The sequence below is a fragment of the Streptomyces sp. NPDC001450 genome (assembly GCF_053597295.1).
In genome coordinates this window covers 115,116-130,248 of the sequence record NZ_JBSFHY010000030.1, presented here as the reverse complement: position 1 = coordinate 130,248, position 15,133 = coordinate 115,116, and the positions used below count along the sequence as shown (strand labels likewise).

At 70.8% G+C, this 15,133-nt stretch carries 13 protein-coding genes and 1 pseudogene; 7 read left to right on the top strand and 7 right to left on the bottom strand.

The window, feature by feature from the left end; all coding sequences use genetic code 11:
* Positions 1–182 precede the first annotated feature (182 nt).
* The 3 genes and pseudogenes from ACWC5O_RS29455 to ACWC5O_RS29445 form a co-directional block, all read right to left on the bottom strand.
* On the bottom strand, positions 183–1,943 hold the full coding sequence (locus ACWC5O_RS29455; protein WP_450581609.1) for a SpoIIE family protein phosphatase: 1,761 nt from the start codon (positions 1,941–1,943) through the stop codon (positions 183–185).
* 306 nt (positions 1,944–2,249) lie between these two features.
* Positions 2,250–2,684, bottom strand: a pseudogene (locus ACWC5O_RS29450) (GAF domain-containing protein); the annotation flags it as partial.
* A gap of 83 nt (positions 2,685–2,767) precedes the next feature.
* Complete coding sequence (locus ACWC5O_RS29445; RefSeq protein WP_450581588.1) at positions 2,768–3,367, bottom strand: TetR/AcrR family transcriptional regulator; 600 nt, start codon at positions 3,365–3,367, stop codon at positions 2,768–2,770.
* A 187-nt stretch (positions 3,368–3,554) separates the two neighbouring features.
* On the opposite strand from ACWC5O_RS29445, the gene ACWC5O_RS29440 reads away from it, so the two are divergent.
* From ACWC5O_RS29440 to ACWC5O_RS29410, 7 genes are all read left to right on the top strand, one after another.
* Positions 3,555–4,139, top strand: coding sequence for an ATP-binding protein (locus ACWC5O_RS29440; protein ID WP_450581586.1), 585 nt, complete (start codon positions 3,555–3,557; stop codon positions 4,137–4,139).
* A 257-nt stretch (positions 4,140–4,396) separates the two neighbouring features.
* Entirely contained in the window at positions 4,397–4,999 is a 603-nt protein-coding gene (locus tag ACWC5O_RS29435) for a TetR/AcrR family transcriptional regulator (protein WP_450581584.1), read from the top strand.
* 320 nt (positions 5,000–5,319) lie between these two features.
* Entirely contained in the window at positions 5,320–6,243 is a 924-nt protein-coding gene (locus ACWC5O_RS29430; protein ID WP_450581582.1) for a TauD/TfdA dioxygenase family protein, read from the top strand.
* 137 nt (positions 6,244–6,380) lie between these two features.
* Complete coding sequence (locus tag ACWC5O_RS29425; protein ID WP_450581580.1) at positions 6,381–7,661, top strand: MFS transporter; 1,281 nt, start codon at positions 6,381–6,383, stop codon at positions 7,659–7,661.
* Between the two features lie 148 nt (positions 7,662–7,809).
* Positions 7,810–9,516, top strand: a complete 1,707-nt coding sequence (locus tag ACWC5O_RS29420; protein ID WP_450581578.1) for an aldehyde dehydrogenase family protein — start codon at positions 7,810–7,812, stop codon at positions 9,514–9,516.
* A gap of 65 nt (positions 9,517–9,581) precedes the next feature.
* Positions 9,582–10,028: an AMP-binding protein gene (locus ACWC5O_RS29415; RefSeq protein ID WP_450581576.1), complete on the top strand. Its 447-nt coding sequence runs from the start codon at positions 9,582–9,584 to the stop codon at positions 10,026–10,028.
* Entirely contained in the window at positions 9,959–11,155 is a 1,197-nt protein-coding gene (locus ACWC5O_RS29410) for an AMP-binding protein (RefSeq protein ID WP_450581574.1), read from the top strand. The genes ACWC5O_RS29415 and ACWC5O_RS29410 overlap by 70 nt, the downstream gene beginning before the upstream one ends.
* A gap of 111 nt (positions 11,156–11,266) precedes the next feature.
* Here ACWC5O_RS29410 and ACWC5O_RS29405 read toward each other — a convergent pair whose 3' ends face one another.
* From ACWC5O_RS29405 to ACWC5O_RS29390, 4 genes are all read right to left on the bottom strand, one after another.
* Positions 11,267–12,088 (bottom strand): SCO6745 family protein, encoded by an 822-nt coding sequence (locus tag ACWC5O_RS29405; protein ID WP_450581572.1) that lies wholly within the window; start codon positions 12,086–12,088, stop codon positions 11,267–11,269.
* A 4-nt stretch (positions 12,089–12,092) separates the two neighbouring features.
* The gene (locus ACWC5O_RS29400) at positions 12,093–12,965 is read right to left on the bottom strand and encodes an alpha/beta fold hydrolase (RefSeq protein ID WP_450581607.1); all 873 of its coding nucleotides are present in this window, start codon (positions 12,963–12,965) and stop codon (positions 12,093–12,095) included.
* A gap of 96 nt (positions 12,966–13,061) precedes the next feature.
* Entirely contained in the window at positions 13,062–13,727 is a 666-nt protein-coding gene (locus ACWC5O_RS29395; RefSeq protein ID WP_450581570.1) for a TetR/AcrR family transcriptional regulator, read from the bottom strand.
* Positions 13,724–15,019 carry a PucR family transcriptional regulator gene (locus tag ACWC5O_RS29390; protein WP_450581568.1) on the bottom strand — a complete coding sequence of 432 codons (1,296 nt, stop codon included), beginning with the start codon at positions 15,017–15,019 and terminating at the stop codon, positions 13,724–13,726. The genes ACWC5O_RS29395 and ACWC5O_RS29390 overlap by 4 nt, the downstream gene beginning before the upstream one ends.
* Positions 15,020–15,133: the final 114 nt, after the last annotated feature.

Sequence of the window (15,133 nt, the reverse complement as noted above, 5' to 3'; positions counted from 1 at the left end):
ATCAGCCACCCCAGCAGTACCCGCAGGGGCCGTACGGGCCGCCGTCGTACCCGCAGGCCGACGCCCTCACCTCCGGATCACGACATCCGGGAGGCCGCCGTGACCTTCTGGGGTCTGTGTCCCGACTGCCGGGCTGCCACCCCGGCGTCCTGAGGACCGCCGCCATGGCGGGAGTTCGAGCCCTACGCCCCTCGTTGTCGGCCGCACGCGGGCTGCCCGTGGTCCGGAGGTTGACCGGACGGCACCAGCTCGGTCAGCAGTAGGGCGATGTCGTCGGCCCGGTAGGGGGAGCCGCGGGCATCGTGCAGGATCCGGTCGGCGAGTTCGTCCAGTGAGCCTGCACGAGCGTGGGCCAGTGACGCTCGTAGGCGGTCGATCCCCACGTCGATGTCGGTGCCGGGTTCTTCTACCAGCCCGTCGGTGTAGAGGGCGAGAACGGATCCCGGCGGGAGGGTGAGACGGGTTTGCATATAGACGCTCGTGTGATCCACGCCCAGGACCGGGCTGACGTCCAGGTCAAGGGCGTCGGTGGTGCCGTCGGGGCGGCGGAGCAGGGGAGGAGGGTGGCCGGCGGTGACCGCGTAGGCGTGCCGGCCGTGGGGCTCGAGGTGGATGCAGCAGCAGCTGGCCAGCAGGCTGGAGTCGAGGTCGATCAGGGTTCGGTTGACGCCGGCCATCATGTCGGCGGGCGTATGGCCCGCGGCTGCGAAGGCCCGGACCGCACTGCGCAACTGGGCCATGGTGGCCGCGGCAGCGATGCTGTGCCCCTCCACGTCGCCGATGACGAGACGGGCCCCGCCGGCGGTGGGGATGACGTCGTACCAGTCGCCACCGATGTCCATACCGCTGGTAGCGGGCAGATAGCGTGCGACGGTGCGGATACCGGGGACTGCTGGCAGCCGGTGCGGCAGGAGCGCCTGCTGCAGGCCGTGCGCGACGGCGAACTCCGAGTCGTAGAGCCGTGCCCGTTCCAGGGCCTGGGCGATCAGTCCGGCGAGTGCGGTGAGGACGCCGCGGTCCTTCTCGGTGAAGTGATGGATCTCGTCGAAGCCGAGGACGCAGGTGCCGACCGGGCGGCCAGAGGCGATCAGCGGTAGATATGCCCAGGAGTTCACCTGGCCCATGGGGATTCCCGGGTAGCCCTGGGCGAGGTCCTGCCGCGACTCGATGAAGAGCGGAGCACCGGATGTCAGAGTCTCCGTTCCCGGCAGGCCGGCGCGCAGCGGAACGCCCTCCAGCCAGTCGAGGAATTCTTCGTGGCGGCCGGTGTGGTGGAGCAGGTGCATCGTTCCGCTGCGGACCACATAGATCGCCATCTGCTGACCCCCGAAGGCCGGCAGGAGCTGGTCGGAGACGACTTCGCACACTTGGCGTGTGGTGACTGCCTCGGTCAGCGCGCTGCTCAGCTGCAGGACGTGATACATGACACCCAGACGCGCCGGTGTGGCGGCGGGTACTGCAGTGATCGGGGAAGCAGACCCCGCAGCGGCCGATGGGGCACGGGTTGCGGGCACCACCAAGCCGGTCAACCCGTCCGCCCGTGGGTGGAGTGAGAAGGCGAGCCACTGGTCGGGCGGTCGGCTCGTCAGGAAGGACGACGGCGTCTGCGAGATCATCGCGGCCCGGTGCCGGTATTCGAAGCCAGGGTCGGACAGCCACGGCAGCACGTCCCAGAGGCACCGGCCCAGTACCTCGTCGGCGGAAACGTCCAGCAGTCGCAGGGCGCTGCGGTTGGCGTAGGTGACCCGTCCGTCCGGGCCGAGGGAGAACAGCCCGTCCCACAGCCGTTCGACCGCTGCGACGGCCGCGGTGCCGGCCTGGGCATCCACGACCGCGCCGACCAGTTGCGTGCCGGGGCGCGGATCGTCGGCTTCCGGTGCGCGGCCCCACAGCTCGACCGAGTGATAGCCCTCGCCGCCGTCGCTGTGATCTCGTACGCGCATCCGACGCGCGGTGATCCGGCCCTCGCCTGCCGCCTCCCGAGCGCAGGCTCGAAAAGCTGCTCGATCACCGGGGTGGAGACACGAAGCAAGTGTTTCGACTCGTCCGTCGAAAGCGTCGGGGTCGAGACCGAAGATGGCGCGGAGCGCGTCATCCATCCTGAAGATCCCGGAGTCGAGGTTCCAGTCGAAGAGCCCCACCCGTATGGCGGCTGCCGAGGGAGCCGGGGTCTCTACGGGAACCGTCCGCTGGTCGCATTCCACGGGATCGCCGGTACGGTCACGGATTGCGGCCAGACGGTTACCCAGCCGGCCCGCGACGCTCCTCAGGTGGCGGCGCTGGGCCTTGGACAGCCCTTCGCTGCCCGGCGACGCCGCCCACACGATCGCCAGTGCTCCGAAGCGTTCCCCACCTGCGTGCACTGGTACGGAGCAGGAGCCGAAGGCATACGGCAGAGCCACCGCGAGTTGGGGATACCTCTGCATCGTCTGATCACCGTTCGCCAGGTGGACCGTGCGCCCGGACTTGTATGCCACGGCGACCGGGATGGGGCTGTTCACCGCAATGAGCCCCCATCCACCCAGCAGGGAAGGCGGCACCCCACACGTCGCAGCGAGCACGATCGACCGACGGTCGCCGGAGCGGAGGAAGACGCTCCCCGCGTACGCGCTCGTTCCTTGGACGGCTTCTGCGACGGCCTCAGCGAGCAAGTCCTCGCGCTCCGCCGCCTGGCCGGCGGTCATCCCGCGCATACATCCAGTGTGCGCACCCGGTGCCAATCACGGCCTGACACCGCAGGCCGGCCCGGCTGGACCTGGTTCGCCCGTCACGCCGTCGGATGCCACCCGGGTTCCAGGCTGTCGAGGAGGGCGTCGAATGCCTTTCCGGCCCGCTCCCAGTCGCCGTCCGCCAGGGGGGCCATCAGGAGGCCGAGAGAAGCGTCGGTCAGGACAGTGGCCTGGATCCGGGCCCGGTCGTGGTCCAGACCGAGGTCACGGAAGACGGAGGTGAGCAGGTCCGTCCATGCGGTGATGATGTCGTGCATGACGGGCCCGTAGCGGTCCGGGTGCAGCGCTCCGGCACTCATGATCTCGAGGTACAGGGGGAGTGTGGCGCGTACGTCCGGGGCGCTGAACTGTCTCCACAGCTCATCCATGAAACGGCGCAGGCTCTCGGGGTCGGTGGGCGAGCCGACGGTCTTCAGAAGTTCGCGGGTGCGTAGGAGGGGCCGGCGCTCGTAGACGGCGAGTGCCTCGGCGACCATGCGTTCCTTGGTTCCGAAGTAGTACAGGAGCATGCGGTCGCTGGTGCCCAGGGCCCGGGCCAGCGGGCGCAGGGAGAGTTCCGCGAGACCGTTGTGCAGCAGGTAGTCGCGGACCCGGTCGAGCAGGTCGCGTCGCTTGGCTGGGTCGGGTGAGCGAGGCATGCGGGCTCCTGAAGGTGGGAGAGCCACTCCCGGCTGTCCGTTCTGAAAGGTTTTGGCCAGGTCTTTACTGTAGCGCCCATTACGTCTATATTGAAGTTGTAGCGGTTGCTACATGTACGAGCCCGGCGTGTGCCCGGCCCGTCACCGCCGAACCTGTCCGCCGCCAGTTCAGAAGGGACCGATCTCCATGGTCAGGGCCATTGGCCGTCTCCTCGCCTGTTGCCGGGAAGGCCGGCACTCTCGTGGGGCTGCACCCTCGTGGGCCGTCAGGCAGCAGGTTCTCTGGTCCCGCAGCCTCGCACCGCTGCGGCCGCTGGACGCGCCCCGCGGCCGGGCCACCGCATGGGACGCCTCCTGGCCCCTGCGGCGGGAACTCACCTCAGTGCGCGAGGCCCGCCGGCTGGTGACTGAGCAACTGGGCGACTGGGCCGTGGATGACCTGGCCGACACCGCCGAGCTGCTGGCCAGTGAACTGGTCACCAATGCCCTGCGTCACACGCGGGGCCCGCTCAGGCTCAACCTGCGGCTGCGTCACTCCCGCCTGCTGTGCGAGGTCGAGGACACCGAGTCCGCCGGCCCCGTGCGCAACGTAGCCGATCCGGACGCGGAGGGCGGTCGCGGCATCGAGCTCCTCGAACTGCTCGCGGACGCCTGGGGCAGCGTCCGGACGGCCACCGGCAAGATCACCTGGTTCGAGCTGCAATCCAAGGGCCGGTCGGCGAGCAGCGCAGGGCCGTCTCGACGGTGGTCCGAGGAAGCCATCGCCGGTTGAAGGCAGAGCGAAGTGGCGGGCCTCGGGCCGGGCATGCGAGACGGAGCGGGCCACCGCCCGGCCGACGGCCACCCGACTTCGTCGACGGCGGCCATGCCAGGAAACCGGGGGTCGCCCCTTCGGGTGCCTTGCTCATGCCGGACACCTGCAAGGCGCGGGCGCGTGGGAGCTCGGCTGTGCTCGCGGGCGCCGCGGCGTGCGGGGTGTGGTGCACCCCTGGCCGGTGTGGTCCGGTGTGGACCCGTAGGCTCTGGTGCATGGCGGGTGTACAGACGCGTGGGGCGGAGCGGGGACCGGGTCGGCCACGGGAGGAGCGGGTCACCGGGGCGGTCCTCAACGCGGTCGTGGAGCTGGTCACGGAGCAGGGCATGGGGGCGGTCACCATGGATGCCGTCGCGGCCCGGGCCGGTGTGAGCAAGCCTGCCATCTACCGGCGCTGGCCCACCAAGCAGGATCTCGTCATCGCCGCCGCCGAGAGTCGCATCGGCGTTCTCTCCGTGCCCGATCTGGGCGACTTCCGGGCGGAGTTGCGGGTCGTACTGACGGCCCGGTTGGAGGCGTACCGGATGCCCGGGTCGGACCGGCTGCTGGCGGGCCTGATCGGTACGGCGGCTGAGGTGGGCGTCGACCACGCTGAGTACGCCCGGTACACCGAGCGGATCACGAGTGAGACCCGGCGAATCCTCGAGCGCGGTATCGCCCGAGGTGACGTGCGTGCGGACATCGACGTACGGGCCGCGGCCACACTGGTGGCCGCGCCGCTGCTCTTCCGGCTGATCGGCGAGCGGGAATTGCCCGACTCCCGGCTCGTGGACACCCTGCTGGACCTCGTCGCCCGCGCCGTCGCCTCGACTCCCTGACCTCGGCTGCCGCCCCACGGGCCGTTCGGACGCCCCCTCGCGCGGACGGTGCGGGCCGCCGCGCCATGGAGCGGCTGGGGCGTCGGCCCGGCCTTTCCTCGCCCCGGTCTCGGCCCTGCGGACCTGATCACGTGCCGGCCGTCGCTGACGGGGCCGCCTGCTGACGCGCGGCCCTGGTCGGACGCAGGCCCGGCTTCCCGGCCGGCCCGACGGCCCCGCAACCCTGCTTGAACATCGATTGCCGCAGACCCTTGCCACACCCTTCCCCTAATAACGATACTGCCAGGAACGAAATTAGCTCCGTCGTCCCCGGAGGGTCCATGGACAGCGTCGCCACCACCACTTCCCCCGTTCTCGGCAAGCCCCTGGTGCACTTCGGCAAGCGCGTGCTCGAGCGCACCGCGCCGGGTCTGCCGCCGTCGGACTACCGCCGTCTGGGCATCCACCCGCTCACCCCGCACATCGGCGCGGAGATCGACGGCGTCGACCTCTCCGCGCCGGTCGACGAGGAACTCGCCGAGGAGCTGAAGCGCGCCCTGCTGGAGTGGAAGGTGATCTTCTTCCGGGACCAGCACACGTTCGACGCGACCTCCCAGCTCGCCCTCGCCCGCGTGTGGGGTGAGCCGGAGCCGAACCCGTTCTTCCCGAAGACGGAGACCACCGGTGTCTCCCGGCTGGCCAAGGACGCCAACGCCGCGGGCAACAAGAACATCTGGCACAGCGACCACTCCTTCATGGCCGCACCCGCTCTCGGGTCGGTGCTGCGCGCCGTCGACATCCCGCCCGCCGGTGGCGACACCATGTGGGCCGACATGGCAGCCGCCTACGACAATCTGTCCGCGCAGATGCGGGAGCGCATCGACGGGCTGACCGCCGAGCACGACTGGGTGCACAGCTGGGGCGCGGCGATGACGGCCAGCCAGATCGCCACTCACCGCCAGACGCTGCCGCCCGTCGAGCACCCGCTGGTCGTCCGCCACCCGCGCACCGGCCGCAAGCTGCTCTACGTCAACGAGCCCTTCACCATCCGGATCGTCGGGCTGTCGGACGACGAGAGCCGGGAGCTGCTCCACGAGCTCGTCCTGCAGGCGCGCATCCCCGAGTACCAGGTCCGCTTCCGCTGGCAGCCGGGCTCCGTCGCGATCTGGGACAACATCGCCACCCAGCACTACGCGATCAACGACTACTACCCGCAGCGCCGGGTCATGGAGCGCATCGCGATCACTGGCGTACCGCTCTCCTGATCCGTAACCGCCCCGCCTCTGAGGGCCGGGCGCAAGCCCGGCCTGTTTTCGCACCCCCTTGCCCGACTGTCTTCCGCGGAGTCCCTGTGACCGACACCGACGTCGTCCCCGTTGTGCCAGCCCGCCCCACGAGAACCATGAGCGGTCCACGACGCCGCGCCTGGACCGTCACCGCACTCCTCGTCGTCTTCATGATGGTCAACTTCGCGGACAAGTCCGTGTTGGGGCTGGCCGCCGAGCGGATCCGCATGGACCTCGGCCTGTCCGCGTCCGCCTTCGGGCTCGCCAACAGCGCCTTCTTCCTGCTGTTCTCGGCCTGTGGCGCCGCGGTCGGGCTGCTCGCCGACCGCATACGGCCGAAGTGGTTGCTCCTGGTGATGGCCCTGCTGTGGTCGGTCGCCCAGACCCCCCTGGCCCTGGGAGGAGGACTCGCCCTGCTCATCGCCTCGCGTGTGCTGCTCGGCGCGGCCGAGGGACCCGCCTTCCCTGTCGCGCAGCAGACCGCGATGTCCTGGTTCCCCGACCGCAGCCGCAACCTGCCGGGTGCGCTGGTCGTCCTCGGCACCACTCTCGGCGTGCTCCTCGCCGCACCCGGCCTGACCTGGGTGATGGACCACCACGGCTGGCACTCGGCCTTCGCCGTCGTGGCGCTCGTCGGCCTGGCCTGGGCGCTGTTGTGGGCCCCCCTCGGCGGGGAGGGGCGCTACGCGAGCGCCGCGCCGGACGACGCCTGCTCCGCCCGGGCGGACGCCCCCACCGCCGACGGGATCGGGGCGACGGCGCGCCGGACGCCGTACCGACGGATTCTCGCGACCAAGACCTGGATCGGAGCCACGACCGCCTACTTCGGCGCGTACTGGATCACCGCGTTCGGGCTGGTCTGGCTCCCCTCCTACCTGCACGAGGGACTGGGCTACTCGACGGCCGCGTCCGCCCGGGTGCTGATGCTCGTCTACGGCCTGAACGCCGTCGTCGTGCTCGGTCAGGCCGGCCTGACCGGGTGGCTGCTGCGCCGCGGCACGGCGAGCCGGTCGGCCCGCGGCCGGGTCGGCGGCACGCTCCTGCTCATCAGCGCCGCAGCCTGCCTCGCACTGCCTTCCGTACCTGCCGGTGCCGCGACCGTCGTGCTTCTGGTCGCCGGGTTCGGAACAGCCGGCGCGATGGCCAGCATCGCCGTAACCACCGTCACCCGGCTGACTCCCGCCGATCGACGTGGCGGAGCCCTGGGCATCATGAACGCCGTCGTGACCACCGCCGGCCTGATCGCACCGACACTGATCGGGCACCTCGTGGACGCCCACGGCGCAGCCGGCTACCAGTACGCCGTCCTGATCACCGGTGTCCTGCTCCTCCTGGGCGGGACCGCCGCGGCCACACTGATCGACCCGGACCGCGACGCTCGCCTGCTGGTCGATTGAGACCCGGCCGTCCTCACCCCCTTCTGCGGGATGCGCCCATCGCACGACCCACAGGTCCCCGCAGTTCCCATGCCCTCGGACGGAGCGCGCCGTCCCGCATCAGGCACGTTCGCCTCCATGCCGTCCATCAACGTCCACAAGGAGTGACGTGACCTCCAGCGCCCTCGACACATCCGCCCTGGACCAAGCCGTCGCTGCGCTGTGCCGCGGCGCCGAGTCCTGGTCCGCCACCCCGCTGTCCGAGCGCATCGCCCTCTTGGAGCGGCTGCTGCCGCGGGTAGTCGCCGGCTCCGCCGACATGGCCGCAGCCGGGGCGAGCGCCAAGGGATACGCTCCCGACTCCCCGTGGGCCGCCGAGGACTGGATGGGCGGGCCATGGGCTCTGGTACAGAACACCGCGGCCCAGCTGCACGTCCTGCGGCGCATCGCCGCCGGCCGCGATCCCCTGGCCGCCGGGGCCGTGCGCGAGCGGGACGGCCGGGCGCTGGTCGACGTCTTTCCCGCCACCGGATGGGACAGGCTGCTCCTCAACGGCTTCAGCGCCCAGGTGTGGACGCGCCCCGGCACCACCACCGAGCAGGTACGCGAGCGGGCGGCGGGGGAGTACCGGGGGCGGCCCGGACGCCCGGGTGTGGCCCTGGTGCTCGGCGCGGGCAACGTCGCGGCCATCACGGCCCTCGACATCCTGCACAAGCTCTACGCCGAGGGCCAGGTCGTCGTTGCCAAGATGAACCCCGTCAACGCCTATCTCCGCCCGCACTTCGAGCAGGTCTTCGCCGAGTTCGTCGCGCGCGACTGGGTCCGTTTCGTCGACGGTGGAGCGGCCGAGGGCGGTCACCTCACCCGGCACGAAGGCGTCGACAGCATCCACGTCACCGGCAGCGACCGCACCCACGACGCCATCGTGTGGGGCACCGGCGAGGACGCCGCCGAACGGCGCCGCGAGGACCGGCCCCTGGTCGGCAAACCCTTCAGCAGCGAACTGGGCGGTGTCAGCCCGTGCATCGTGACACCCGGGCCATGGACCGACGCTGACTTCCGGTTCCAGGCCGAGCACATAGTCAGCAGCAAGATGAACAACTCCGGGCACAACTGCATCGCCAGCCAGGTCCTGGTCGTCCCCCGCGACTGGGACGGCACGGAGCGGCTGCTGAACGAGATCCGGCGAGTGCTGCGGGCACTGCCGCCGCGCACCGACTACTACCCCGGGGCCGGTCAGCGCCTCGCCGCCGTCCGTGCGGCACACCCGACGGCGGAGACCTACGGCGACGGCTGCCGGCTCCTCGTACCCGACATCGCCGACCACAACGACGTCCTGATCACCAGCGAGGTCTTCGGCAGCGCTCTGGGCGTCGTACGGCTCGCAGGGACGACCACGGACGAATTCCTGCACCACGCCGTCGACTTCGCCAACGACGTCCTCCCCGGCAGCCTTGGCGCCACGCTGATCGTCCACCCCAGGACCGCGCGCACCGAGCACGTGGCGCTCAAGACGGCGATCGCTGCCCTGCGGTACGGCACGCTGGGCGTCAACTGCTGGTCAGGGGTGGGCTTCCTGCTCGGCTACACACCGTGGGGCGCCTTCCCGGGCAACACACCCCAGGCCATCGGCAGCGGCATCGGTTTCGTGCACAACGCGTTCATGCTCAAGGACGTCGAGAAGACCGTGCTGCGCGCTCCCTTCGCCCCGGCTCCGCGCGGCCTGGTCACGGGGGAGCCGTCGCTGTCCCCCCGGCCACCGTACTTCGTCACCAACCGTACGGCGCTGACCACCGTGGCACGCCTCACCCGCTTCACCGCCGCGCCGGGCGCGCTGAAGCTGCCGGCTCTTTTCGCGTCCGCGCTGCGCGGCTGACCTGCCGGAACCGGATCGTGCAGGTCCCGTTTCGACCGTTCCCACACTCTCAGGGAGACCCCTTGTTGGACCTCGCCGTTTCGCTGGAAAGCAGTGCCCGCGACGTGCCCGACCGCACCGCTGTCGTCCTCGGCGACCAGCGGCTGACCTACGCCGAACTGGACACGGCCGCACGCCGGGTGGCCCGCCTGCTGCATGCGCGGGGCATCCGGCCCGGGGACAAGGTCGCGCTGTCGTGCCCCAACCTGCCCTGGTTCCCGGTCGTCTACTACGGCATCCTCAAGGCCGGGGCCGTCGTCGTTCCGCTCAACGTCCTGCTCAAGAGCCGCGAGATCGCCTACCACCTGACCGACTCGGGAGCCAAGGCCTACTTCTGCTTCGAGGGAACACCCGAACTGCCGATGGGCCAGGAGGGGTGGAACGGGTTCGGGACCAGCGACGGTTGCGAACACTTCTTCCTGCTGACCGCCGCCCCACCACCGACTCCCCGCTCGCGGGCGCCGAGACCCTGACCGCGGCACTGGAAGGGGGGAGCGCGGACTTCGAGACGGTCGCCACCGAGGCCGGTGACACCGCGGTCATCCTCTACACCTCCGGTACCACCGGCCTGCCCAAGGGCGCCGAACTCACGCACGCCAACATGACGCTCAACGCCCTGACCTGCCGGCAGCTGTTCGGTGAGGCCGAACACGACGTGCATCTGATCACCCTGCCGCTGTTCCACTCCTTCGGCCAGAGCGTCCAGATGAACGCCGGTCTCGCGGCGCGGGCGACGCTGGTGCTGCTCCCGCGCTTCGAGGCGCGCTCGTCGCTCACCCTGATGGAGCGCCACTCGGTCACGATCTTCGCCGGCGTTCCCACCATGTACTGGTCCCTGCTCAGGGAGGCGGCGCCCGGTGCGGACCTCGCCCAGATCGCACAGAGTCTGCGCTTCGCCGTCTCGGCGGGCGCGGCACTGCCGGTCGAGATCCACCGCCGCTTCGACGAGCGGTTCGGCATCACCGTCCTGGAAGGCTACGGCCTGTCGGAGACCAGCCCGGTGGCCACGTTCTCTCCGCCCGGCGAGAAGGCGCGCCCGGGCTCCATCGGGCGTCCCGTCTGGGGCGTGGAGGTGGATCTGATCGACGAGCACGGGTCCCCGGTCGAGGGCCCCGAAGCTGTCGGCGAGATCGTCATCCGCGGACACAACGTGATGAAGGGTTACCTCAACCGGCCGGAGGCGACGGCGGAGGCCCTGCGGGACGGCTGGTTCCACACCGGCGACCTGGCTCGCCGGGACAGCGACGGCTGGTACTACATCGTCGACCGAGCCAAGGACCTGATCATCCGCGGCGGCTTCAACGTGTACCCGAGGGAGATCGAGGAGGTGTTGCTGACCCATCCCGCCGTGAGCATGGCGGCCGTGATCGGCGTGCCCCACGACAGCCACGGCGAGGAGATCAAGGCGTGTGTGGTGCGTGCACCCGGCGTGGAGATCTCCGAGGAGGAACTCGTCGCCTGGTGCCGGGCGTCGATGGCGAGTTACAAGTACCCGCGCCTGGTGGAGTTCTGCGACCTCCTGCCCACCAACGCCACCGGAAAGATCCTCAAGCGGGAGCTGCGACGTGAGCGGAACGATGGCCGGCCGATGAGCCGGTGACGGAGACGGTCGGCCGACCGGTCCGCTCGGCCGGCCCGCGCGAGCCGGCTCCGCCGATCGGTGCGCTGCGCCCGGAGACGAGCCACCACAGGCGGAAGGGGGAGGGCCCGGTCAGCCGAGCTTGAGAAGGCCCGCTTCGAGCACGGCGCGGCCGAAGGGGCTCGCGAGTTCGGCGAGACGCTCACAGCCGGCGTCACCCAGGGCGGCGTAGGCGGGAAGGGCCAGGCGGTCGGTGCGGTCCTCGATGTGCCGGCGCAGGAGTGCGCCTTCCGCGCTCAGGGAGTCGCCGTCGAGAAGACCTCGCTCGCGTAGGCGCTCCTGGGTGGCGGCCCATTCCTCCTCGGGCCATGCGCGGCTCGCCTTGAGGAGGCCGACGGGAACCTCACCGGTGGCCGCGTGCAGAATCAGGGCCTCCAAGCCCCCGACGCCCTCGCCGAGCAGGCACGCGACATGGCCGTCTCCACGGAACTCCCGGAGCAGCGTCTGGGCGTGCCACAGCTGCAGTACCGGCTCCTCAGGCCAGGGCAGTGCGGCATGCGCGGCGAACAGCGGGCGGCCCTGGACGTGTTCGCAGGCCGTCTCGGCGGCCCGGTGGGTCAGCGCCAGGACCTCGTCCAAGCCGGGCAGCTCGTGGATTCCCGCTCGCCGCAGGGCTTCGCCCGCCGCGGCGTACCGCGCGTCCAGCACCTGCTGCGGTGTCGTCGTGTCCCAGGCCCCGTCGACCGCCTGCCGCACGAAAGCGGGGTTGAAGTTGTAGAAGGTCGAGATGACCAGTTCGGCGGATGCTCGGCCGAAGGCGGCGCCGCGGGAGGCGAAGTACCCGGCGCGTCGGCTCAGTCCCAGGTCCGTGTACCGTCGCGTTGCCTCGGGGACGAAGTAGATCATGCCGTGTACGGGTTCGAGGCGGCGCCAGGCGGCACGTGCTGTCTTCATGCGGTCACGTCTCCGGGGAGTCGACAAGTGGGGTATCCGCCGCTGTTCCGGACTCGCCGTGCGCTCGTAGGTGTTCGAGCAGCAGCCGGACCAGCGTTTCGGGTGCCTCCTCGGGGATCCAGTGGCTGACCCCCTGGAGGATCTCGAACCGGTACTGCCCGTTGACCCACCGCCCGGTCTCCCGTGCGGCCGCCGGGCCGAACGCGATGTCCTCCGTGCTCCATACGTACAGCGTGGGCACGTCGATGGCGCCGATCGTGCCGTCGGGGCGGCCGGCCCGGTACCAGTTCAGCGCCGCGGTGAGAGCGCCCGGCCGGGACAGGTGCCGTACGTAGGCCTCGGCACTGTCCTGCGGGACCTTTCCGGTGTAGAGGTCGCGCAGCTCCTGGGCATCGTGGGCGAGCATGCGCTCCTCGGTCGCGGGCGTTTCGCGCCAGTCGATCATGTAGTGCGAGCGTTCGCGCTGATCCTGGTCGGTGCGCAGGGCAGTGGCGAGAGCGGCGGGGTGCGGGGTCGAGACAACGGTCAGGGTGCGTACGCGACCGGGGTGGGAGTGAGCGGTCCACCAGGCCACCGCACCTCCCCAGTCATGGCCGACCAGGTCGAACTCCCGCCAGCCCAGTTCCTCGGTGATCGCGACGACGTCGTCGACGAGAAGGCCGATGCGATAGTCCTCGGGCCGCTGGGGGCGGACGCCGGGGGAGTACCCCCGCTGGTCGGGCGCCACCACCCGGTAGCCGTGCGCGGCCAGCGCCGCGATCTGCCGTTGCCACACCAGCCCCGTCTCCGGGAAGCCGTGCAGCAGCAGCACCGGGCGGCCCTCGGGCGGACCCGCCACGATCGCGTCGAACACGCCCGCACCGGTGGAGATGCTCAGCTCAGTCACGACCCACCTCTTCATACCAACTGGTCGGTAGCCTCCAGGTGAAGAAACGGACTGTCAAGACTGCGAGCATGTGACACGCCGGGTGTCTCAGCCGGGCGGCGCCGACAGATGGATCAGGATGCCGCACACCTCGTCCACGATCTCCCTGGCCTCCGTCTCGTCCCCGCAGTCGCCCAGCTCGCGCGCCGCCCCTCCGATGACGGTGGTCAGCACGCTCACCCGGACCCGGCCGGCGCGTCGCCGCTCGTCCACCTCCAGCAGCCGGGCGTTGCGCCGTACCCATGCGCGGTCCCACTGGCGGCGCAGCGCGTCGAAGCCCGCGGGGGCGTCGTCCTCCACGAGGAGTCTGCCGAGCCTCCGATTGTCCCAGGCACCCTCCAGGTACGCCCTGGCTCCCGCCACGAAGAGAGCGATGGGGTCGTCCACACCATGGCTTCGCTCGGAGGCCAGCGTGGCCGCGGTCCGGCGCTCCTGCTCCTCCCGGAACTCCTCCCAAAGGGCGAGGTAGAGCCCTCGCTTGCCGCCGTAGTGCTGGAAGAGGCTGCCCACCGGTATGCCGGAGCGCGCCGCGATCTCGGTGAGACCGGCGTCGGTGTAACCGCGTTCGGTGAACACCTCCAGCGCGGCGTCCAGCAGCGCACGCCGGATTGTTCGGTTCTGCTCGGCGTGCCCCTGCGGCAGGCCCATGTCCCCGTGCCCGTCCGGCAGCTGACGCGCCACCTCGGACCCGGCAGACTCCACGATGCCGCTCACCGGCAGTCCCCGCCTTCCTCGGCCCCGTCGCGGATGGCGAGGGCGACCAGTAGTTCCAGGAGGTCGGCGATCCGGCGCGGGTTGCGGCCGGTGCGTTCCTCGATCCGGCGCAATCGGTAGTGCGCCGTGTTGTGGTGCACCCGCAGCCGATCGGCGGCCAGCCGCAGATTGAGGTCCGCCTCCGCGAATGCCCGTATGGTGGCGGCCAGCGTGTCGCCACGTCTGCGGTCCTCCTCCAGCAGCGCACGCACGTGGGGATCGACCAGCTGGCGGGCGATGTCGTCGGCGCGCAGCGCCAGGTAGTCGAACGGGGACAGCCGCGGCAGTGCCGCCACCCCGCCCCCGCTCGGCACGAGGTCGAGGGCGGCGCGCGCCTCCTCGTAGGCGCGCGGAAGTTCACACGCGCCCTGGGCGACCGTACTGATCCCCATGGAGAGCATGGTTCCGCCCCGCGCGAGCCGTTGCTGCACGGCCTCGAAGTGGGCGCAGATGTCGTCCGCGTTCATGCCGGTCCGGACGACGGGTACGGCCACCACCTCGCCGTGGCGCACGACGACGAGGGTCCTTCCGGCCCAGGGCCCGGCGACGCTGATCGACGCGCTGGTGGCGTAGCCGTTCTCGGCCGAGTTGTAGTCCCCTGTGCGGGTGTCGCCGACGCACACCGCCACGACCGCCATCATCGGCGAGCGGGGTCCGATGCCGTAGGCCTGCGCCGTGGCGAACAGCGGACCGCGCGCCGGTACCACGCCGGTCAGGAGCTGGTCCAGGAGATCCCGGCGCTCCCGGTCCGCGTCCGCCACCACGTGCTGCTGGTACTCGATGTAGGCCTGCGCGGCATGGGTACTGGCGTAGTCGACGTACCGCATCAGCGGGGTGACGAGGGACAGCGCCGCCTGCTGGGCCTCGGCGGACGTGCCGGCGCAGTCCAGCAGTGCGTCCCACAGCACCTGCCGGCCGACCCGGAACGCACTGATCCAGTCCTCCAGGGCGAACCCCGCGCGTGCTCGGCGCATGGCTGCCGCACGGCTGAAGACCAGGTCCTCGGGGGCCATGTCGCGGTCGCCGGCCAACGCCGCCAACTGCATCCGGTAGTGCCCGAGCACCTGGTCCCGTACGTCGTCGAAGAACCGTTCGTCCTGCAGCGCGTACGACGGGATCTCCGCGCGCATCACGTCGACGGCGGTCGCCGCCACCTCCTCGACCCGGTCGTGGACGGCGTGCAGGATCCGCCACCGCTCCCGGCGGAGCGGTTCGGAGAGTTGGGGAGTGCCCAGGGCAGGACCGCGAGGCATGACGCCGATCGTCGCCGTCCGCCTCGTGCTCCGTCAACAGGCTCGGCGTGAGACATCTCCCGGTGCCTGTGCGCGGCGCACAGTTCGGCGACCGGGAAGTTGGGTGCTCACACC

Bases quoted from the DNA above. Each gene is read 5' to 3' on its own strand.
- ACWC5O_RS29440 (WP_450581586.1), top strand. From the start codon at position 3,555: ATGGTCAGGGCCATTGGCCGTCTCCTCGCCTGTTGCCGGGAAGGCCGG.
- ACWC5O_RS29405 (WP_450581572.1), bottom strand. From the start codon at position 12,088: ATGAAGACAGCACGTGCCGCCTGGCGCCGCCTCGAACCCGTACACGGC.
- ACWC5O_RS29435 (WP_450581584.1), top strand. From the start codon at position 4,397: ATGGCGGGTGTACAGACGCGTGGGGCGGAGCGGGGACCGGGTCGGCCA.
- ACWC5O_RS29445 (WP_450581588.1), bottom strand. From the start codon at position 3,367: ATGCCTCGCTCACCCGACCCAGCCAAGCGACGCGACCTGCTCGACCGG.
- ACWC5O_RS29390 (WP_450581568.1), bottom strand. From the start codon at position 15,019: ATGCCTCGCGGTCCTGCCCTGGGCACTCCCCAACTCTCCGAACCGCTC.
- ACWC5O_RS29425 (WP_450581580.1), top strand. From the start codon at position 6,381: ATGAGCGGTCCACGACGCCGCGCCTGGACCGTCACCGCACTCCTCGTC.
- ACWC5O_RS29430 (WP_450581582.1), top strand. From the start codon at position 5,320: ATGGACAGCGTCGCCACCACCACTTCCCCCGTTCTCGGCAAGCCCCTG.
- ACWC5O_RS29455 (WP_450581609.1), bottom strand. From the start codon at position 1,943: ATGCGCGTACGAGATCACAGCGACGGCGGCGAGGGCTATCACTCGGTC.